The sequence below is a fragment of the Cytobacillus sp. Bva_UNVM-123 genome (assembly GCF_046351715.2).
Classification (GTDB): Bacteria; Bacillota; Bacilli; order Bacillales; family Cytobacillaceae; genus Cytobacillus.
The window spans coordinates 1327934-1349793 of the sequence record NZ_CM177772.1 but is presented as its reverse complement, the minus strand read 5'-3'; the positions used below and the strand labels follow the sequence as shown (position 1 = coordinate 1349793).

Here is a 21860-nt window from a genome sequence, read left to right as displayed (position 1 = left end):
TACTCAACTTCTTGGAGTGGGAGTCTTACAGCCCGATAATCTGTGATAAAACTTATGTTGATGCCTATATTCGTCCGCATATTTTTTTGCCTTATATTTAGTTGGTCCATAAATTCCACTCCTAGCCTTTCATATTCAGTACAAAAAAAAGTCTCTCTACTTTACAAGCAGAGAGACTTTTTTACACACACCATAACCTTTTAACCCCCACCAGCTCATGACCATTAAATTCCATTCTATATATATCAGGTTTAGATGTATTCAATAAAAAATTTAAATCATATTGACTGTCGTAAAACCCCATCATTAGTGTCATGACTGCACCATGAGTGCCAATCGCCACCTTACACCCTTGATAGGTTGTTAATATTTCTCTCAATACTGATATCGCTCTATTTTGACAATCAGCATTTGACTCAGCGCCTATTAAAGCTAAGTTTGGATCAGAAAACGACTTCGTTAGCAAAGGGTATAATTCCTTATCAGATAATCGAACACCATCGTTTGAAAATATTCTTTCTTTAAGATCTTCAAACACTAAAACTTCCTTGCCTGAACGTTTAGCCAATTCCTGTATTGTTAGAATTGCTCGATTGTATGGACTTGAAACAAAAACTTCAATCCCCTCATCCTGCATTATATCTGTGACTTCGTAAGCATCTATCTTCCCTTTTTCAGTCAATCCCCTTGTTCTTTCAGTTCCTTCCGTCTTAGGTGATTCTCCATGTCTTACCATATAAATGAAAGTACTCATAATGCAACCCGCATTTCTATAATTTTATATTATAGCTGTTTCATCAAACCTACTTAATTACAGGGAGATTCTCAGTAAATATCTCTTTATTGCCATTCCTAATGTCAAAATTGTTTTGTTATACCGGATTTAAAAAGATTCTCAGTTTCTACTTTTGCATTCTGAATTAGGCTATCAATTACATCTATTAATACATCCAGAGCATTCTGTACGAATCCATCCTCAAACTGTTGTAATGGTTCTGGTAACTCATGTTCATCTAGAATAATGTAATCCCCATTAGGAAGCACAAAAATATCAATAATTAAATCTTCAAAGGAAACCATCTTTTCTGTTACGATTGTATTCTTGACAATATTAAAATACGCTCCTACATAATTCCCGTTAGAATCTCTCCAAAAATATAAATTATATGGTTTATCAACCCAATAGTATGCAAATGTATAGCTACCTTTTTGGATAGTTATTTCCTTTTGATCCATCATCATAGAAAATGATTCTTCTATTTTATGTAACAGCATTATCTTATGACCTTCGGATTTTAAGAGCCAGCAATTATGATCTACGACGGTTGAATCATAGCGTATTTTTCTTTCTATAATGGCCTTATCTTTATATATCTCTTTATTCATCATTCAATAAGCCCTCTTTCAATACATAATACCGCAAAGGATATTTCAATTATACCAGAAAAAACCCGGCCTCGTATTGGAGGAAATCCGGGATAATATTGAATCAGAAACTGAAATCAGTCCTGATTCGTAGATGTTTATTATTCAATCTAGCATCTTGTATAATGAAACATAATTACATCTTTCACGTATATCCCTTTAGTTTCATATTTTAACAGAGAGAACGATAGAGAAACCTATAGACTATCGTAGAGGTCACGTGTATGTCGGTTTTGAAAAAACGAAAATGGATTTTATGGTTGTCAGCTTTAGTCCTTATCGTTGCAGTTCCAATTACAATTTTCATGCAAATAATTATTCATTCCAATGTACCAGAACTTGCAGAAGGAAGCATTGAGCAGCGGTATGCAGAGCAAGGAAGCTATCGTGTAAAGGTAGAAGAAGTTAAGAGTACGATCGGAGAGGCATTATTTAGAATATACTACCCAGCATTTCAAGGAGACGAATCCTATCCTATTATTTCTTGGGGGAATGGAACAGGTGCCACGCCAGATCGTTATGATGAGCTCTTAACTCATCTTGCTAGCTGGGGATTCATTGTAATAGATTCCTATAGCAAGACAACAGGAACAGGCAAAGAAATTGTGGAGGCTATTGATTATTTGAGAAATGAAAACCAACTAGCAAACAGCTTGTTTTATCAAAAAATACAAATGGAACATATTGGAGTAGCTGGACATTCTCAAGGGTCTACTGGGGTCATTAATGCTCATACCAACTATAAAAGTGGATCGTTGATTAAGACGATTGTATCCATCGCTCTCCCGGATTTGAAGCATTGTGATCCAGAAGATATATACGATACAGCACGTATTACCGTTCCTTTCCTCATTATGGGCGGCACACGAGATTTTCTAATCTCACCGGTATCAACGAATCAATTAGCTTTGCATAGTACTAACGCAAACACACCTGTTATGATGGGGATGGCAAAAGGGGCAGCTCATACAGCGATTGAAGGTAATGGCGGCAATCACAGGGGTTATTTAACGGCTTGGATGAGATATTGGCTGCTTGATGATCAGGAAGCCATGAAGGCGTTTCATGGGGATTCTTCCGAGATGACTCATAATACAAATTGGGTGGACGTTATACAAGCAAATATGGATGATAATAAAATCTTGCATTAATAACAGAAAACGGCATGTTTGCCGTTATTACTGTTAGCATAATCATATTCTGCTGCCTTTTAAGTAGTCAGCTTCCTATTCCTCTTCCTCCACAGCACCCAGCCCTCGGTTCTTCTCTTTGAATCGGTTAATATGGGACGAAACGTAGGCTATCTAAGGGGCATCCGGTTCCATGTACTTCTTCGCTACTTTTTAATGCTAAAATATCGCTTGTGAACACAACTCTGAAGACGATTCCAAAGAATCGTCAGACTGCTTCGCATTCTTTCGTAGCATAACGCATCAATCTAATAAAATATTTTCAATAAACTCAGATTCACTTTTGTAAATTTTGTACATAAAGTACATCAACACTGTGACAGCAAAAAGGATAGACGATTTACTGATGTTATTTTCGATGAATACCGTTGTTTTAAACGTTAGTTCATTTGCCTTAATGGTAGCAATAAGTGTTTGATCTACTTTTACTTCAATATCCTCGCTCCAATTTTCTTCAATTCGTATATTTTGACCATCAATTTCTCCCTCAACACAAAAATAGAGGAGGCTATTCCCCACTTTATCTTTAAGGGCATAGGTCTTCCCTTCCGTTTTTATGATATAGGTAGCAACAAGGAAGTTTTTGATACTACGTTTTTTAATTCCAAGCACAACAGGTGTTCCACCGTCAATGTTGAATGAGAAAGTATGCCCTTTCTCACATCCAGAAATGTCTGCCTTTTCGATGATACCAACAATCTCTTTTTCATCATTTTCCACTGTGAGCGTTTTTCCTTTTTTCATGTATAAAACATCTTTGAATTGATATCGTTTCAATTTCCTCATTCCTTATCAGATTTATATAATAAGTATATCAAATACCACTGTCCAGCAAAAAGGAAGGGTTGCGAAAACATGATTCCACACGTTAATCCAATACCCTTATGATTACTACAGAATTTTTTGAAACTCTTAACGATAGGACAATCTTTATCGAAATAAAATGTAGTCTATCAATTACATCTATTAATATCTCACAAGATATTTGAGACTTTTAATATAGTCCCTTTTGTTATAAATAGAAAAATGAAAGGTAATGTTTTAAGTCAATCCTTTGCTCCCTATTAGGTAAACAGATTAAAAAATAAAATTTGTTTATCAAATGGGGAGTATTATTAATGGCTAAAAGTAAATATTCAAAAGAAAAAAAATACAAGCAGTAATGAATATCTCAATGATTATCCCTCCTCTTCTGCTGTTCCTGTTCTTGCAACGATATTTTGTAAAGGGATTGTTGGCTGGGTATATACATATCATTCTTGTAGCTATATGAGACTAGACTAAAGAAACAATAAAATAAGCTAACGACCTAATATATATAGGATGCTAGCTTATTTTGTTGCCTAAATATTGATGAAAATCTGTTATTCGTTCAAAAACCGGGAGTTTTTCAGAGCCATTGAACAGATTCCCCGTCCCAATCTATTACCTAATTAAGAAGCAATCAAGAAATCTGTCGAACTAGTCTTCTCCCAAATAAGTTCAACCCACTCTGGATGATCAATGAATGGATTACGATTACCTTGCCACTTATAGATTACTTCATTTCGATTTCGTTCAAACTCATCTACTGGATCCTTCTCATGCCACTCTAACAGTACCGAAAGTTTCCCATGATAAGGGGTTGTTCCATTATTTAACTTTTCATTCAATTCCAAATCAACTCGGTCACCTTCTTCATAGCGTGTCGCCATGTAAAAAAGCATTCTTGCTACGTCGCCTTTGACATGGTCAGGTGGTTCCCATGAATTCGATGTTTTGTAGCAACCGTTACAGCCTTTGACAGCGGTACCACCGTTATCAAAGTCAAGATTTCCACGAGCACTATTTACTTGAACATCCGTTGGGCGTAGATGGTGAATATCAGTACCTGGTCCTTTACTTGTTCCAAAGTTACCGTGGGATTGTGCCCACACATGCTCACGATTCCAATCACCGACATTGCCACCATTTCGCGTTTTTGAACGAGACTCATTTGAATAAAACAGGATTACATTATTTAAATTGTTTGGATCTTCATCCGTTTCACTTAACGCTCCCCATACTTCTGAATAATCTAGCTGCCTATGCTCTGAAATAATGTCATGAAGGGACTTTTTAAGTACCTGCCCTTCTTTCCCAATTACATCTTTGTAGTAATTATCTTCAACTGGTGGTACTTCATCCGATACCGTTACGCTAAAACTGATAGTGACTGATTTATCTCTGTCAGTTGCTGTGACAACAATATTATGAATGCCTTCTTCTAGTTTAAGCGTTAATACATCAGTTGAAAGATTGATTATCCCCTTTGTTGTTGAATACAGCAGCTTGTCACCATTTGGATCTGCAAAATGGTTAGATAGGTCTATCGAAACAGTCTCACCAATTTTCACCCGTTGGTTGTCAATCCCTTTTATAACAACGGGAGCTTCATTTTTCGTAGGATTGTACATACGTTTTCCATTCGAATGATAGAAAGCGATATTGTCCGAATCGGCCCCTGCCACATATTCGATTTTCAGGATATTTTCTGCACCCCTAACTTCAACTTTATTCGGCCCTTCGACAGTGATATGACCTAGCGTTGCGCCTCTGATGTCAACAATCAAGCCATTTTCTTTCGGTTGCATAATGACGCGATTCGTTTTAAAACCTTCACCTATCAGTTCAACATAGTCTCCCTTTAGAATAATGCCGTCCTTCAGATTTGTTGAAGTATCCATATAAACAGAAGCACTTGGATCTGCTATAACCACTTGCTTCTTCTTCACATTTAGCAAACTATATTCCTTACCAATAGGAACGGGTTCCCAAACAACAGGCGTATCGAAACCGATCTGTACCATCACTGGATCATGGTCACTTGCACGGCCAGACATATTCGTAAAGTCTGCATTGATATGCAAAATGTCGATTTCAGTTTGATCAACTAAATGATTTGATACTAAAATATGGTCAAGTACTTGTGAGTTACCGTGAAAAACATAAGAGTAACGATCAGCTGCTTCCACTTTATTGATCATATTCGTCATTAAATTGCCTTCGTGGATTTTTAAACTATCAGCGAACTGGAAATCATTAAAGTCACCAACAGAGATAACATTTGCTTCCGGATTCTTCGACTTAATATCTGAAACAAACTGATAAACAATGTTTGCAATTTGTTTTCGTTGTACCTCACTTCCATATACAGGAGGTTGTTTCGAACCGAATAATGGCGTGTCACCTGATTTTGAATTCCAGTGATTCGCAATAACAATGACAGATTCACCTTGGAATTCAAACTGTGCCACTAACGGTTTTCGACTACTACTAAATGCAGCATTGTTCGGATCAATTCGCCCCGGATTATGTGTCAACTTACCATTTTCATAGCCAACCGCAGTTGTTGCATTCCCGTGAGGAATCCCTTCTGTTAACGTTACACGTGCGGGATTATACAAAAAGCCAACTCGAATATTTGCATTTGGTTGTCCGCCATCCTGATTGTTGACCGGGTCAATATTAACGTATTCATACTGAACACCACCGGCATCTTTAATCGCCTTAATCAAACGCTCATAGCTCGCAGCTGCTTTTGAATCTCCTGCATCTGGACCATTATTATCCTGTACTTCCGTGACACCAATGATATCAGGGCTTTGCATATCTATCGCAAAAGCTCTTGCTAGTTTCTTTGCTTTGTCCTCCGTTGTTGTTTTCGTATTATTGGAGAAGTTTTCAAGATTATACGATGCAATCGTCAATTTATCTTCTGCTTTAACGATCGTCGTTTTTTCTGGTGTCGCATTTCCTTTTCTATGCGCTGCCTTCATTTCATCCAATGACACGTAAATCTTATAGTTTTGGAATGAATAGCCGACAACTCCTGTAATCGGTCCTGCAAATGTGTCACCCGTAGCTACATCGAAATCTCGTCCTGGACCATTCGGCTCTAAACGGAACTGAATGCGATTGGCATTTTGGTTATCCTGTTCCAATAACAAACCACCATGGAGCGTGTTTGTTGCCGCACTTTCAAGAACTGTAACCAGATCACCATGCTCTTGCGGTGCAACAGCTTTCACAGGTCCAACTTGAACACGCATTCCTTCCAAGCTCTCCCAAAAATCAATTGCATCAACATCTGGATTAAAAATTGCTAGATTATCACTATCAATAAACTCTTGTGGTAAATTTGCTTCATCAATGATGATTGGCTTAGGTAAAGCCACACCTCTTTGAAGAACAGCGACGTTTCCGCCTTGATCATCACGGACGTTAATTTGTGTTACTTTCATATCTGTCTCGTTTCGATCATCATAGCCGTCAATGGCGTATTCATTGACCCTACCCGTAACCGAGACAAGATCCCCTATTTGGATTGGCCAAGCATTTCGCCCACTGTAAAGAATGATTGCTTCTGACGTCTTCGGATCGTTATCCACCAATGCATCAGGTGTCTGAATATGATAGTAGGTGGAACCGCTTAACGTAAATGAATACGTAACAATTCCTTCAATTCCCTCTACAACTTGATTGTTAAAGGGTGAAGTATGACCTGCCCCTTGAATATCATGAATGCGAAGACTTTCAGTGATTACATATGTGTACGTATTCACTTCACTAAAGCGGTGATCTTCCGTTTTTGCAACAGCTTTCAGTACTGTATCTTCCGTAATGACAATTGGTTCTGTATACACTACACCGTTTTCAATCGGGTCCCTTTCATCCAATGTATACAAGATTTTCGCATTACTTGTGCTTGTCGTTAATGTAATTGTTGTTCCACCAATGAATGTCCCACTACCTGGATTCGCAATGACTGGTTGAATCATCGTACTATCGACAACAATATCAGCCATCGAACGTGGAATGACTTGGTAATTATTATCAAATTGCTGAACAATGCCCGTTATCGAGTCATATGTAGTACCAACAGCTAAATCTAGCGATGCCGTTTCATCTCGTACTATAAACTCATGTCCATCCGTCGCAACATAATTAGCCCAACCGCTACCCGACTGCACATCAGAAAGAACGACATTATGGATCGTTACAAGCTGCGATTCATTCGCTTCAGAAATTTCTACACCTGTGATTACTTTCGGAGTTGGTACTCCAACATTTTCACCTTTCTCCAAGATTGTTGTCCCATCCAGTTGAAGCAAGCCACGATAATCAGCCAATTTACCTGTTAAAGTTACCTCATCACCTATTTGTATATCCAAACTGGTTGGTCTAACAGCGATCCCACCTGTCGAATCTTGGACAGAAATTGTATTCTTCAAGATTCCTGCAACAATCCCTTTAACTGTGACCGTTTCGCCAACTGGAAGCTTACGTGCATCAGCAATTGAAAGAATGTCTGTCGGCTCCGGCTCTACTGGTCCAGATCCATCCATCTCATGAGATCCTAAATAATCAAACGTATCTTTTGGGTAAACAAGCCACTCCGCATCCCTTTCAAAAAGATCATTTGCAATCCGATCCCCTTCAGTTACAGAAGCTTTCCGTACAAGCGTAACATCCGTTCCCCAGTTAGTTCTCGCACCAACTTGTCCAAAAGAATCGATTACTTCACCCGACTTTTTCAAAACAATGGCGTCATCCCCGTTAAAATTAATTACCGATACATTTTCTAGATTCCCTTTACTTCTCAATTCAGGAGCCGCGTCTCGATGATAGATTACATAAGTTTCCCCATTATTTAACCTGCCTGATAAGGCTAATTTAGCAGTGGTAGTCACAGCGCCATTCGCATACAACTCTAAAGAATAGGCACTTAAATCAATCATATTTCCCGTCCCGTTGTACAGTTCCAGGGCCTTATTGAAACTACTCCCTTCTACATACTCAGAAATTAATAAATCAGAAGCATAGTTTGACGCTGTTGCTTTTTGTGGTATGGCTGGTACTAGTAGACCGACTACTAATATGATCGTTAAAAGGGTATGCAAACAAGCTTTCAATTTCCTAGAAAACATTTAAGCCCTTCTCCTCTCAATACTAAATTAATGAAGTTGCTTTACCAAAGGAAAATTCGGAAATCAAGCTCAAGACAACAAGGTAGAACCACTCCCTATCTATTAATTTTATTGAATATTCATATTTCTATGCCCTTCATTTCATATAGTAGCACCGCTATTGATAGATGACTATGAGACGTTTTGTAATATCGTGACGTTTTATATTAAATGTTTCGACAGGTCCGTCCCTACGTTTCCAAAATAAAAAAGCAATACCCACTATGGAGAATTGCTTAATAAATACATGTGAAGATATTCCGTTGACAAAATCATCTATTTTAACAATTTTGTTTACTTATTTTCACTTTTTCAATAAAATAACATGGAAAATCGGAAATGTTTACTTAAATCACACAATTTGAAAATGTATCATTCATTTTCCTTATTTCACAGAAGAACGAACTTCGCTTTTTACTTACCAATAAACATTTGTGACCAATTCTTACCTGTCTGCTCAAAACCGACTCCGATATGCGTAAAATTATTACTTAAAATATTTTTTCTGTGACCTTCACTATTCATCCATGCTTGAACGACTTCTTGAGGAGTTTGTTGTCCCTGTGCGATGTTTTCTCCCGCACTTTGATAGGTCACACCAAAGTCCCTCATCATGTCAAATGGAGATCCGTAAGTAGGACTTGTATGTGAGAAGTAATGTTTTTGTTGCATATCTTCAGATTTTTTTTGGGCAACACTACTTAATTGCGTATCGGCTTTTAAATCGGACAAGCCATTTTTTCTCCGCTCTGTATTCGTTAAATCAATCACCTGTTGTGCTGCTTGACTAATACCAGTCGTTTGTGTTTGTTCTGGCTGTTTCTGTGATGGTGCTGTTTGATTATTTGATGGTAGAGCTGCTTGTCCTTGTTGCTCGGTTGGTGCTGATTGATTATTTGGTGATGGAGTCACTTGTCCTTGCTGCTCAGTTGGTGCTGGTTGATTATTTGGTGATGGAGTCGCTTGTCTTTGTTGCCATTGTGGTTCTTGCTGAGAAATCGGTGGTAAACCCGTTTGATTTTGCCATTGATTTGGCGATTGACCGTCATTACTATTAGGGGCTTCCGCTTGAAATTCATCTCCATGCTCTATCGGCTCAAATTGGTATTTCGCCTGTTGGGTTAAGACCGCTTTCGTATGAGGATAGTCCTTACTAGACATCGATGTAGCCATACTAGAGATATTATGATCCTTGTTATCATTATTTGCATTGTTATTACATGCAACAAGACCGAGCACGATAATAGGTGTTATTAACATCCTGACTTTCTTGTTTATCAATTGAAACGCCTCCTTTGAAACAATATAATACTTTTTTATTTTTGATTGTTTTTTCAAAATAAATACTGGTAAAAATTGGTGTCCAAATGAATTTCACTACAGAATTTTTTGAAACTCTTAGCGATGGGACAAACTTCATCGAAATAAAATGTAGAATTCTAATTCTCTTTTTTCACCCATAGGGGTCCTGTTACATACCAAATAACTGTAACAATCGCGAATCCAGGCAATGCTTCGAAGGTATTATATCCTTCTCCGATTATAGAAAGTATAATATAAAAAACACCCATAACTATTAGATAAATTAGTACAGCAAGCAGCCATTTTTTAAAGTGGAACATCTCATAGTGGTAATCTTTTTTCTTGTTTGTTTTCACTCGATTAATCTTATTATCCAACCATTTAATAATCGTTTCTCCAAATGCGATTGTTACACCTAAATAAATACCAGACAAACTATGACTATAAGAAAAAGGTTCACCTATTAATAGTGAGGCAATATTAAAAATAATTAGTAACAAATCGTCTATAGGAATAAGGATGAGGAAAAACTTCCCAAGTTTAGGCAGTTTAATGATTGATCTGAAAAAGACACCAAGAATTGCAAATACCCAAAATAAGATTTCACATATAATAATTAGTGTTAATATGGGCACTTTACTCCCTCCTATCGTCAAAATGCAATAGGATGTGATTGATATAATTGAAAAATGTTTGATTAAAAGGAATAACTTTCGGTTCTTTTAACAAGCTTTCTTCTAATATTTCGAAGTACTTTTTTTCTAGATTACGATCATAATTAAATAATGGTGGGACGACTTGAATGTATTTTGTATATATTTGTTGTTCAAGCAAATCATTTGATTTTTCCATACCACGGCTAATCATTTGTAGAAGTTCTTTCATATCTGAATGAATAGCAGCAGGATCATCTAAATTAGGGAGATTTTTCAATACTTCTATTTCTTCTAAACTGAAATCTTGTGAGGCAAAAGTGTTCTCTTTATCTATATCATTATGCGTTATATATTCTAGAAGTCTTTGAATATCAAGAGACACCATTTTAGAGTTTATTTCTATTCCATTTTTAAGTCTTAATAGTTTACTCTTTCGATTCATTAATTTTTCAACTTGTTTCTCTATAACTGAAATTTCTAGATTAATCGCATTTTCTAAACGCTGATTTGTATTCTTAGATTTAATATCCTCTAACATTATTTTGATTTGATCGAGACCCATGCCTAATTTTTTAAAATTTATAATTATTTGTAAATCAATCAAATGAGCATCGTCATAATTTCTGTAGTTTGTCTTTTTATCAACATTGGGTAAAAGCAACTTGATTTCATGGTAATACCTCAGTGTTCGCTGCGAAATATTAAATCTTTTGCTTACTTCTGAAATTGTATACAAACTAATCACCTCATAAATATCTTGACATTAACGTCGACGTCAATGTCAAGATATTTATGAGGTGATTTCAATGAATAATAAACAAAAATTTTATCTACATTTGATTGTTTTTTTAGCAGCACATATCGTGTTAAATATTTTTATCAGATTAGAAAAGGCACCTAAAAACTTTGAAAATATACAGGATATTTTCAAATCCAACAAAATATGGTTCTACTTTAGTGAAGTGAATGTAACCGTTATTTTTATTTGGTTAATAATCTTAATAATCGATTTCTTTTTCGTATTTTTAAATCAAAAAAAGAGTTAAGTTTACTAGCGTTGTATTCATTAAAAAAGAAAACAAAAAACCAGAAATATTCGAAAGTCCATTAGGTGATATATTAAAGCGCAACAGAGATAATATGATTTTAAGGCTTTCGGCCAAGCCATTAAAACAAAGGACAGCACCCAAGTTTTCTATGAGCTTGTCACCCTATATGATATATCAGTAGATGGATTTTTTTCCAAAACGAGAATTTAGAGAAAAATACGCAACGAAGAGTGAAACCCACTCAAAGTAAACATAATAAACCCCTTATGGGGACTCTGTTTACTTAATTGAAAGGCTGCCGATTCTATTGGCAGCCTTTGTTTATTTTTGCGAAATATTTCACATGTTTTTTCTGAAAAATAAAAAGGACAAATGAGAGCGTCCTTTCTTCGTACTCTTATATCACATTTTGCACTCAAATTTATACAGCATTATTCTTCCCCAAAAACCTCATCAAAAGAATATATTTATTTTTTTAGACTTTGGAGTTAATTTCACTATGGATGAATTGTGGATAGAGAAAACCAAATTTCACTTTTAGAAAGGAGTAAAACAATTTCTTCTTATCCTTTCTTATAAATAAATAAACCGTCAAGATATCATCTTAACGGTCTATTTACGAATTAGTTTATTAGTTTGCTGTCCAACCAGAGCCCCCTGTAATAACTGTTCCATTCACGAAGCTGGATTCATCAGATGCTAGAAAAAGAGCTATTTTTGCAACAACTGCATGCTTAGAAGCTATTTAAGCAGCCCCAGCTCTCCTAAAACATCCTGAATTAATTAATCAATCAAGTAATAATATACTCTACTAGTAGTAAGCATCATTTAGGCATAACAATATCAACGATCGTCCCTAAGCCCTCTTTACTCCTAATTTGAATTTCTCCATTATTTTCCCTGATGATTTTAAAGCAAACCGTAAGTCCTAGACCTGTACCGCGCTCTTTTGTTGTATAAAAAGGTTCTCCTAATTTCTGGAGTATCGGCTTAGGCATACCGCTGCCATTATCGATGACTCGAATTCTAGATTTTTTTTCGCTAATGCTTTCCGTTTTAATTCTAACTTTCCCATCATTCGATACAGCTTCCAAGGAATTTTTAATAATGTTAATTAACACTTGCTTTATTTGCCGTTCTTCTATTGAGTGGGTTTTTATCATGTCATTTGTTTGGATCTCAATGGAAGCCTGGAGAAGCAGTGCTGTGCTATCGAGTAGAGTCTTCACATCCTGAATCACTTTATCGATCGATACTTCGTTCCCTTTTTGCACAGGAGCCTGTGGTTTAGCAATGTAAAGAAGTTCTCCAACTACCTCATTGATTCGGTCAATTTCATCCGCAATAATCGATAAATAGTACTTCTCATTTGCATCATAAATACTCTGATCCAATAATTTAACAAAGCCCTTTATCGATGTAAGTGGATTCCTAATTTCGTGAGCAATTCCCGCGGCCATTTCACCCAGAACTCTTAAGTTTTCTGACTTCACCAGCATTTCTTCATCCTTTTTCCTCATCGTAATATCCGTACCAATGCACAAAGTATGATCATGATTTCCTTTAAATGAAATTGGAACATAACTCCATTCCATCATTTGCTGCTTCCCGTTTAATGTGATTACTATTTCTTTTGAATCATCCTTTTCCTCAATTGAAATGAATTGTTTGGTGATTTCAAATTCATTTAAACCAATCATTTCATTCGGATTTTTATTGAATATTTCTGCGAATTTTCCATTTACACTTACAAATTCGTTTTTTCTATTTTTAACATAAAGATGGTTAGGATAGATATTTAAAATAATTTCTAGAAAGTTTCTTTCTTCTTTTAATTGCTGATTGAAAGATTCAATTGTTGCATTTTGCAAAATGAAATAGGTAATGAATAAAAATATCCCTGTGAAAAACGAATTTAATACTGAGAAAAATAAAGGAAATACCAAAAATCCACTTAAAATTCCATTTATATATATAAATAACGAGGCAAAAACAAGCGACTGAAAAAATCTCTTGATCTTTTTATCTGAAATTTTTAAAGATAAAAATAGGAGTAAACAGGAGTGAACAAATACAAGAATAATATTAAGATAAAAAGTAAAATTAAACTCTCCATACTTTGGGATGTAATGACCCGGAAAGGATGGATAGGGATGGGTCTGATATATTTCTACCACTCCAAAAGGAGTTAAATTAATACCATAAACAATGACACTAAAAAGTATGAAAAAAAGAAGGCTCCACCGATTAACTAAGTATTTATAATATCTCTTTTCATTTTGATTAACCATTTCTGTTTTGAAGATATAATAGGCATAATAGTATAGCAATGGCATAATCATAATCGGCCCAAAGCGAAAGATTCTAAAAAGTATCTCGATCACCTGTTTGGATAAAAAACTCTCCGTATACAAAATAGCAACATCCATCTGCCAAATGGATAGCAAAAATAAGAAGACAGAAAAAGATCTTGCTAAGGGAATTCTATATCCAAAAAAGATGATAAGTCCGCAGAGAAAAGGGATCAATGAAATGGAAAACAGTAATATAAACTCCAATAAAAACAGCCTTTCTACAATTTTTTTGAGAGTAATAAACAGGAATTGTTGCCGCCATAGCCATGAGACGTGATAGCAACCTTATCTACTTCTCTATATTTTGTTTCAGTCACAATTGGTAAATCCGGATAGTTAACCAAATTACATTTTATCGTTGGAGGAATAAATTGATATTCCATACTGATTAAGCTGGCAATCGCTTGAATTGCTCCCGTTGCCCCGAGGAAATGCCCAGTCATTCCTTTCATTGACGTAATAGGAACATTTTGTCCAAAAATCGTTCTGTGTACGATAGCCTCTACTCTATCATTCTCTTTTATTCCAAGAGCCTGGCTGTTAACGTAGGTTGGAATTTTCCCGTTTAAACAGCTTTGCATCGCTTCGATCATTCTGGCTCCAGAAGAATCAGAGTGGTAGATAGATATTCCGTCTTGATTCATATATGCTCCTTCGACCCAACCCTTAACTTCTATATTTCGGCTTAATGCGGATTTTTCACTTTCGAGCACAATCACGCCGGCCCCTTCTGATAAGACAAATCCCTTGTCATCTGAAAAAGGACCTCCAGCCACTCCCGGATCTATGTCCTTTGCTACAAGACGAAGTTTTGAAAAACCCTGCACCACCACATCTGTTATTGTGCTCTCTACGCCTCCGACAATACAAATGTCGAATTGACCAGCTTCGATTAGCGTTTTCCCCAAGTTAATCGCGTCAGTGCTGGCGGTACAGCTATTGCTTAATGTTAGGGCCATCCCATGTAATTCAAAAAATGAGCTCACAGCGGTTGATAGAGCATTTGCGTTCATATTTCCAATAGATAATGGAGAAACTTGATTCTTTTCATGAAATTTCACACTCCACTTTTCAACGTCAGTAATATTCCCGCCAGAGGTTCCTATAATAACTCCTATCCTTTTTTCTTCCATTTTATTTGTTAGGTCAGCCATTTCAATTGCATCGTAAGCAGCTGCAATCGCCATTTGTGCTGTTCGTGGATATCTTTTTAATACTTTTGGAGAAAGCACGGATAAATCTTCCGTGATTATTCCACACACTAGTTTTAACCCATTTTTAAATTTAACAATTTCTGAAATAACTTTTCCATTCTCCAATACGTCTTTAAAATCTGAAACCGACTGAATTTTTGGCGCTTTAATGCCATAACCAGTAATATATACTTTCACTCTCGAGTGCCCCTCTTACTATATTATTCTATTATTACTATAATTTTCTAACATATAATGAATATAGTATATCTCAATATTAAAAACACTCAAAATGTATAATTTTATTATTTTGAGCAAAGAAAAAGTCCATTATATAGAAACATGGGGACAAAGCTTATTTTAAGAAACCCATATTAGACAAAATTAACGAATTAGAAGAATGTTATCAAAGACTACAAAATCGAACAGAGGGAAAATAATTATCTTACATTTTTTCTGAATTAAAAAGGATGGGATTCCTGTTCCCACCCTTTCTTTCACGCTTTTTCTTCCTGCATTTCCACACACATTTTCCACAGGCTTATCATAGGACGCGGGGACAGGTTCCTTGTCCCATATCAAACAAGGGACAGTGTACCTGTCCCCATGTCCCTCTTTCTTTTTCAATAAAGTATTTCATAATGTAACATTGTATTATTTCATGCTCAATTCAGGCTCAAATTTATATGATTTTATTGAAGCCGATAATGTGATTACATTTTATAGACAGGATATGATATATACAAGATTGTGTACCTGCTGCAATTACTTACGTACCACATAGACGATTTCACCATTTTGCGTTTCATTTGAGTTTTGTCTACTATTATTATCACTGTTCAAAGTCAACTAAATGTATAATTAATTTGGAGAAAAATACATGTTGAAAAAATTATTAATACTTATTGTTATGACACTTAGCGCAATAACCGCGCTTTTAACTACTTTTGCTTTTGCCGCCGTCGACGAAAGTGTAGTTACGAAAACCGGAGAATCCGTACTTAATGAAAAGAGCATAATTGTTGTAACCGGAAAAGATGTTCCCATAGATGACAATCTTCCAGAAGAATACCGTTTTCCGGAACTTCTATATTTAGGTGCAAAGACAATGTGATACTTACAATTCCATGTTGTATGTGTTAAACTTTTATTATACATTTGGAGCCCCTTTCGTAAGAAGTCGGTTGACTAGACCTGATTTCATTGTACGACTGGGGTTTTTTTCTTGTCCGTAGCTAAAAGCTTTTTGGAACCCCTCGCCCAAGGGGTTTTCATTTCTATAATAAGACGAAATGTGAATTTTCCATCTTAATGTTGGGCAATTTTTGTAAATATATTTTCTTACTTCTTAGAGCTATATTACTTATTCTTACGTAGATTTTCCATTCTCACTTTTAGTTACATTATTTTAGCTTATCTTCAGCAGGATCAACTTTATAGCAATGCTCTGAATTACGCTTACACTCTAATACTGGAATCCTTTTTGTAATTTCTCGTTTAATGCTACCGTTACTGCGAAGAATTTCTCCCCATTCTACAGGCTTATTATAATATTTCATATTACCACCACATTGAGGACATTTATCAATATGTATTTTTTCTATGGTCAATCTTCCATCGTAACCACTAATTGCAAAATTAAAAAGCAGAGGATGTCTCGTCTGTCTTTTTACAATTCTCCTAAGACTGAGGAAAACAAAAAATAATAAAGTCAGTATTATAAATATTATTGTGTATGGTTGAACATTAGTGATAGATGTTACCCCCTGAGATTTGAAGAAATCCACAACACTTTTTAATATTTTTCCAATAGGAAACACTCCAAGTACCCCAATAGCCACGCTAATCCACGTTAAAACAGCCATAGTAAACGGACTTCGCCACATTGGTTCAGGTGTATATTTTGCCTCTTGAGCCTCTTGATAAGAATCATCCGAGATATTGTTAATTATATCTCTTCCAGCAATTTGTGTTGGACCATTAAAATTTGTCATCCCATTAAAGTTATTTTGATTACTATTTTTTTTAGTTTCTCCCATACTTTCCTCCTATCTCAAATCCCAGCCTATTTATTTCTTAGAACTTTGCTTTTTACTTTTATGCTGATTTGTTCATATTTAAAACCCTCATATTGGCCTATATGCTATCCCTAAGACACACGGTATATATGTCCTATTATAACAAAATTCACCAAAGGCTAGGGAGATTTGTCTAATTTATCCTAATTTAAATGCTAACTAATTAAAAACCTATTTCTCTAAATTTCTTGTTGAGACTACTGAAAGATTATAATAAAGATATGATGCAGCTAAGGGGAGCATTAAAACTCCATTTTCTAATAGATAATATAGCATAGATATTTTGGTAATTATTAAAAAGAGGGAATACCTAAGATGACAATATTTTAATGAGAAATTGCATTTAAATGAATTCTATGATGAAACTACTTGTTGCAGATGTGCTTTGAACGTCTTGACATCACATCAAAGGCAATTGGTCGTTCCGTAGTTTTTCCTTGCGGAGTCTCAACAAGGTATATATTGAGTTTGGAATTGGGGCATTAGCCCACAATATCCCTTTGGAAGTAGCAGGCATCCGCCAGCTACTTCCAAAGGGATATCGAAAAAATACAAAAACAGTTGGAGAAAAACGATTCATTTTTCTCCAACTGTTTTATTTTGGGGACTTATCGGACAGCCCCATTAGAGTATTTTTAGAAATTCTAAAGGTATTAAATTTTTAATTCAAAATATCTACCATCAATTTTTGTGTTAATGTAGTAAATTCATCTACATATTCTTTTTGTAGAATTTTGCTAGGCATGTGATAACTATAATCAATATGGTTTATCTCAGAAACATCATTATATTTACTAATTTCTTCCTTTTTTAATGTTGTCGTAAATATTACTTGATTATCTAGCTGGTTAAATAGGTCAATTACAATTTGTTCTCTATCTGTTGATAAATCTTCAGCTCGAAAAGAATCAATAACAATAGGATAGGGATGTTTCAAAACTTTAGCAAGAGCATAAATTTTAGCTAAATGAAATTCAGTGGCTTCACTTCCAGAGAAAACTTCATTTTTCTTAGTAAATATGTCGTCAAAAATCAAATTCCCATTTGGATCAATTTGTTTATATATATCATTCATTACCTTTAAAATATCTTCCATGAGTGAATTTTGTTTATCAACTGTTTCTTTACTATTCGATTCACTTTCTTTAATAGAGTAGCTTATTTCAGAAATTTGATTTTCTAAGGATTCTAACTTTGATTCAATTTTATTAATATCAATTGTATCTTCCTTGTAAAGGATAATTGATTCTAAAGATATTTCCTCATCAGATAATAGTTCTTGAAGCTGTTGTTGATAGATATTTATTTCACTAGTTTGTTTTTCTAATTCTTCAGTGTATGAATTTATTTTCTCAGTGATAGATTCAATAATTTGGTTTCTAACCTCTTTAGTTGAAACATCAAAAGTAAAACTTTTTTTGATGCTAGAAGAGTATCCTATATGCGTAGAATGACATTCTAAGCACTGCAATTCACCTGTAGATATTGTTCTATTTAAAGAGTTAAGTTCTTTTAAAGTATTTTCATACTTTATACGACGATTTATTGTTCGATTCCTGCCATTTTTTAAAAGCACTAAATTATCTTTTACATTTTCAATCTGTTTTATTTTATCTTCCAAGGCTACTCTATCACTATGTCTACTTATATAAGTGATAGACTTATCTTTTGAATTTAAAATTTTATTTTTTTCCAAAAGAACCTTTTTTTCTTCTTTTAATCTTTTTAATTTAGCTTTTTCAAGTAAAACTTCTTCCGAACTTAGTATTTTTTCTCCTAGATCAGCAAAAGAATAGATGACATTGTAAAAGTCTTTTTTTGTATAAAACCCTTTATTTGAAATATTTGAAGAATCTTTTTTATCTTGACCAACAAAGAAAATTTGATTAAATAGATCAGGATCTACAATTTTTGGGATTCCGTCTTTTAAAATTTCAGGCAATGGAGATATATTTTTTGTCCAGTATCTTTTTAGTTCAGAAGTATTATCAAATATTAATATTGATTTTTCTACATACAATACAAATGTGTCTTTTTTCCTTGAGATGATGTATGTAGTGCTATTGAATTCAAACTCAATAATATAATAGTATTCTTCGAATTTAAAAGATGATGGGAAAACAGGTTCGCTACCAAGACAGTACATGAGGGATTGTATAATAATAGTTTTTCCTTTGTTATTGTCATCACTCGAAATAACATTTAGTTCTTCTGTTAATCTATTTTCTATATATGCTTCATATGAATTTCCTACAGCAATTTTTTTAATTATCATTTTGTAAACCCTCTTTTACAGTTGCGATAAAATATTTTAAAGACAAGACATCAAAATCTGGACAGTTTTGTTTTGTATTTTTATCTAGTAAATTAAATATTTCTTCTACACTTTTATTTGGATAATCAAGTATTTTGTTATATGTTTCGTTAAACAATATCCAAAATTCTTCAGCACAATTTTTATTAAAAAGAGCTCTTGAGAATGCTATTTTGCACTCCTCTAATGCATCTTTTCTTGATTCGGGTGGAAAAGAACTGTAGATATCTATAAAAGGAACAGGACACGCTTTTTCAAATGGATTCTTATTAATTAATCTTCCTATTACAAGAGTTTTTATTTGTCCACTAGTTAGATGTCGATAGTAGTATAAAGACTGGTCAATAGAAGTAATGCTAATACTTTCCACTGGGTTCGTGTTTTTCTTATCTGATTGAATTTTCCGAATCTCATTAAAAATTGCTGTTAATTCATCATTTTTTGGTATCAAAGCAATATGGTCTTTAATAATAGATTTTACGTAATCACTAGGTTCTTTATCATCAATTACGAAAAGAACGTTGCCTAAAAATTCATCAATTCTTTTGTCAGAAATATCAGAAGGATTAATATAGGTTTTTGATTGAGCCTCTTCAACTAATCCTTCTTTTAATTTTTTCTGCGCATTCTCTTGAATGTTATCGATTTTAAAAATGTTTTTTGTTGAATCAATACGAACAGTGGGCGACACTCCTCCAACAAATAAAATATAACTATCAAATTCAAAATAACTAACAAAGTTTTTATATAATGTTACAAGTTCTCTACCTAGTGCTTTTGGAGAGTTATTTTTTACACCTTTAGATTGAATATCCCAAAGTTTACCTGCCATTCGATCCATCCCTGTTAAATCATTAAAAAAATCTACAACAAAATAGTGAATTTCATCACGGTTTTTATGGAAATTCATTAAATAAAGTAGTGCTTTTGTTTCAGAATCGGCTGCAGATTTCCTTAATTTTTCTGAGGATGAGACAGTATAGACCATATTATTTTCCCTTTCTAACATTAGTTATTAACTTCATTGTATATTAAGGGAAGGTAAGAAACAATTTAATGATTTAAATCAAATTAATCACTTATTGATTCGATTTCGGTAATGCTAATTGTATTAGCGTTAATACTTTGGTTTATTCAGTACATAAAGTCTTTAGAAATAAATGGTCTTGGTAAACTAGAGTTAATTACAGATGACCAAAAGCAAGCAATCCAGAAGAACGCTAATGAAGCAGGAATTTTATCTGGTACTAAAGAGAATTAAATAAGTAATGATTATACATTTTACAATTCTCGTTGGTCAACGATTTGGCCAGAGTAAAATGACTAATATTTTATCAAAAAACAATATCATTACTAGCTTTGAAAGAACATTAATATATGATATTACAGATGTTTTAAATCGTGCCGTTTCACAGCCAATTGGGTAATTATAATAGTGAAACTTTTGACTGGGTTTTGACGTGGATTGAAACCATTAGAGTCTCTTGGAAAAGTGAATAGACAAATATAAAGACGTTCAAAGACTTGAACGCCCTATTAAGAATATTGAAATTTAATCTCTGATTTTCAGATAGCAAGCAGAAATTCTGATTAGGTGCAAATTTCATTTTTATTGCACTTTTTATTATTTTCCACACATTTTTTTTATATGTTCCCAAATTCCTTGATATTACAGCATTTTGCTTTATATGCTGTACGCTTAAAACAGAGTCAGAGTTGCAGCAAGAGTCCTAACCCTTCAATATAACAAGGACTTTCCTAATTTTTTTATTGATCGCAGCAACTTCAATATTCTGTCTGAATAAATTGGTTACTGCTGTTATATTCAATTTGTGTACCCTCACTAGTTTCTAGATGTATAAATGACCCTTTGATTACGAAATCCTACTATTTAAATGTAAACGGCGGTTGTAAAATTTCTTATTTCACAACTGCCTGTAAAAGCATAATATCATTCATTTATAAATGATTTCATAATTTTTCTCTTGTATTCCCACACTCTAGGTCGATAACTACTGAAACATTGATATGCTTCCTTAACTCTTTATTTTTGATTTTATCACCCTCAGATACAAACACCACATGCTTGTAAAAGTCCTTGAAATTAAGGATTTCCAGCCTTATCGTTGTACATTGCTAAAATTCCCTTCCGATTTTACCCCACGCAAACCCGCATTCCTTCGTTCGCTGTCATAATAAAGTTTTCCGAAATCTCCCGCTTTTCCCGCTCTTTTCCCTCTTTTACTTACTTTTCCCCGTTCTTTTTTCACGCTTTTTTCCCCTCTTTATCTCGAATTAGAATAAAGTTTTCC

At 34.4% G+C, this 21860-nt stretch carries 16 protein-coding genes and 2 pseudogenes; 3 read left to right on the top strand and 15 right to left on the bottom strand.

Annotated elements, in window-relative coordinates; genetic code table 11:
- Window positions 1–181 precede the first annotated feature (181 nt).
- Both KDN24_RS06475 and KDN24_RS06470 read right to left on the bottom strand, forming a co-directional pair.
- Window positions 182–754, bottom strand: coding sequence for a histidine phosphatase family protein (locus KDN24_RS06475; RefSeq protein ID WP_409972126.1), 573 nt, complete (start codon window positions 752–754; stop codon window positions 182–184).
- Between the two features lie 104 nt (window positions 755–858).
- Window positions 859–1386 carry a DUF402 domain-containing protein gene (locus KDN24_RS06470; RefSeq protein ID WP_409972207.1) on the bottom strand — a complete coding sequence of 176 codons (528 nt, stop codon included), beginning with the start codon at window positions 1384–1386 and terminating at the stop codon, window positions 859–861.
- Between the two features lie 263 nt (window positions 1387–1649).
- On the opposite strand from KDN24_RS06470, the gene KDN24_RS06465 reads away from it, so the two are divergent.
- Window positions 1650–2576, top strand: a complete 927-nt coding sequence (locus tag KDN24_RS06465) for a poly(ethylene terephthalate) hydrolase family protein (protein ID WP_409972127.1) — start codon at window positions 1650–1652, stop codon at window positions 2574–2576.
- A 282-nt stretch (window positions 2577–2858) separates the two neighbouring features.
- Here the strand turns inward: KDN24_RS06465 and KDN24_RS06460 are convergent, their stop codons facing one another.
- From KDN24_RS06460 to KDN24_RS06425, 8 genes and pseudogenes are all read right to left on the bottom strand, one after another.
- Window positions 2859–3392 (bottom strand): hypothetical protein, encoded by a 534-nt coding sequence (locus KDN24_RS06460; RefSeq protein WP_491348354.1) that lies wholly within the window; start codon window positions 3390–3392, stop codon window positions 2859–2861.
- Between the two features lie 656 nt (window positions 3393–4048).
- A complete protein-coding gene (locus tag KDN24_RS06455; RefSeq protein WP_409972129.1) occupies window positions 4049–8563 on the bottom strand; it encodes an endonuclease in 4515 nt (1504 codons plus the stop codon).
- Window positions 8564–9016: 453 nt separating this feature from the next.
- The gene (locus KDN24_RS06450) at window positions 9017–9880 is read right to left on the bottom strand and encodes a YkwD family sporulation-associated protein (RefSeq protein ID WP_409972208.1); all 864 of its coding nucleotides are present in this window, start codon (window positions 9878–9880) and stop codon (window positions 9017–9019) included.
- A gap of 161 nt (window positions 9881–10041) precedes the next feature.
- A complete protein-coding gene (locus tag KDN24_RS06445; RefSeq protein ID WP_409972130.1) occupies window positions 10042–10539 on the bottom strand; it encodes a hypothetical protein in 498 nt (165 codons plus the stop codon).
- A 1-nt stretch (window position 10540) separates the two neighbouring features.
- Window positions 10541–11296, bottom strand: coding sequence for a MerR family transcriptional regulator (locus tag KDN24_RS06440; protein ID WP_409972131.1), 756 nt, complete (start codon window positions 11294–11296; stop codon window positions 10541–10543).
- Between the two features lie 944 nt (window positions 11297–12240).
- Window positions 12241–12333, bottom strand: a pseudogene (locus KDN24_RS06435) (3-ketoacyl-ACP reductase); the annotation flags it as partial.
- Window positions 12334–12433: 100 nt separating this feature from the next.
- Window positions 12434–13555 (bottom strand): ATP-binding protein, encoded by a 1122-nt coding sequence (locus KDN24_RS06430; RefSeq protein WP_409972132.1) that lies wholly within the window; start codon window positions 13553–13555, stop codon window positions 12434–12436.
- A gap of 626 nt (window positions 13556–14181) precedes the next feature.
- On the bottom strand, window positions 14182–15354 hold the full coding sequence (locus KDN24_RS06425) for a beta-ketoacyl-[acyl-carrier-protein] synthase family protein (RefSeq protein ID WP_409972133.1): 1173 nt from the start codon (window positions 15352–15354) through the stop codon (window positions 14182–14184).
- A gap of 682 nt (window positions 15355–16036) precedes the next feature.
- Here KDN24_RS06425 and KDN24_RS06420 point away from each other — a divergent pair.
- Window positions 16037–16270: a hypothetical protein gene (locus tag KDN24_RS06420; protein ID WP_409972211.1), complete on the top strand. Its 234-nt coding sequence runs from the start codon at window positions 16037–16039 to the stop codon at window positions 16268–16270.
- Here KDN24_RS06420 and KDN24_RS06415 read toward each other — a convergent pair.
- The 4 genes and pseudogenes from KDN24_RS06415 to KDN24_RS06400 all read right to left on the bottom strand — a co-directional run.
- Window positions 16243–16314: pseudogene (locus KDN24_RS06415) on the bottom strand (IS200/IS605 family transposase); the annotation flags it as partial. The gene KDN24_RS06420 and the pseudogene KDN24_RS06415 sit on opposite strands and share 28 nt — an antisense overlap.
- A gap of 245 nt (window positions 16315–16559) precedes the next feature.
- Window positions 16560–17195, bottom strand: a complete 636-nt coding sequence (locus KDN24_RS06410; RefSeq protein WP_409972134.1) for a hypothetical protein — start codon at window positions 17193–17195, stop codon at window positions 16560–16562.
- Between the two features lie 700 nt (window positions 17196–17895).
- Complete coding sequence (locus tag KDN24_RS06405) at window positions 17896–19509, bottom strand: coiled-coil domain-containing protein (RefSeq protein WP_409972135.1); 1614 nt, start codon at window positions 19507–19509, stop codon at window positions 17896–17898.
- Window positions 19499–20536: a hypothetical protein gene (locus KDN24_RS06400; protein WP_409972136.1), complete on the bottom strand. Its 1038-nt coding sequence runs from the start codon at window positions 20534–20536 to the stop codon at window positions 19499–19501. The genes KDN24_RS06405 and KDN24_RS06400 overlap by 11 nt, the downstream gene beginning before the upstream one ends.
- Window positions 20537–20816: 280 nt before the next feature.
- Between KDN24_RS06400 and KDN24_RS06395 the strand changes: the two genes are divergently transcribed.
- A complete protein-coding gene (locus KDN24_RS06395; RefSeq protein WP_409972137.1) occupies window positions 20817–20975 on the top strand; it encodes a hypothetical protein in 159 nt (52 codons plus the stop codon).
- 693 nt (window positions 20976–21668) lie between these two features.
- Here the strand turns inward: KDN24_RS06395 and KDN24_RS06390 are convergent.
- Window positions 21669–21818, bottom strand: a complete 150-nt coding sequence (locus KDN24_RS06390; RefSeq protein ID WP_409972138.1) for a hypothetical protein — start codon at window positions 21816–21818, stop codon at window positions 21669–21671.
- Between the last annotated feature and the right edge of the window lie 42 nt (window positions 21819–21860).

What these genes read in the sequence shown, in the direction of transcription:
- KDN24_RS06470 (WP_409972207.1), bottom strand. Translation starts at nt 1,386, where the DNA reads ATGAATAAAGAGATATATAAAGATAAGGCCATTATAGAAAGAAAAATA.
- KDN24_RS06400 (WP_409972136.1), bottom strand. Translation starts at nt 20,536, where the DNA reads ATGGTCTATACTGTCTCATCCTCAGAAAAATTAAGGAAATCTGCAGCC.
- KDN24_RS06455 (WP_409972129.1), bottom strand. Translation starts at nt 8,563, where the DNA reads ATGTTTTCTAGGAAATTGAAAGCTTGTTTGCATACCCTTTTAACGATC.
- KDN24_RS06465 (WP_409972127.1), top strand. Translation starts at nt 1,650, where the DNA reads ATGTCGGTTTTGAAAAAACGAAAATGGATTTTATGGTTGTCAGCTTTA.
- KDN24_RS06405 (WP_409972135.1), bottom strand. Translation starts at nt 19,509, where the DNA reads ATGATAATTAAAAAAATTGCTGTAGGAAATTCATATGAAGCATATATA.
- KDN24_RS06475 (WP_409972126.1), bottom strand. Translation starts at nt 754, where the DNA reads ATGAGTACTTTCATTTATATGGTAAGACATGGAGAATCACCTAAGACG.
- KDN24_RS06410 (WP_409972134.1), bottom strand. Translation starts at nt 17,195, where the DNA reads ATGGGAGAAACTAAAAAAAATAGTAATCAAAATAACTTTAATGGGATG.
- KDN24_RS06420 (WP_409972211.1), top strand. Translation starts at nt 16,037, where the DNA reads ATGTTGAAAAAATTATTAATACTTATTGTTATGACACTTAGCGCAATA.
- KDN24_RS06395 (WP_409972137.1), top strand. Translation starts at nt 20,817, where the DNA reads ATGATTATACATTTTACAATTCTCGTTGGTCAACGATTTGGCCAGAGT.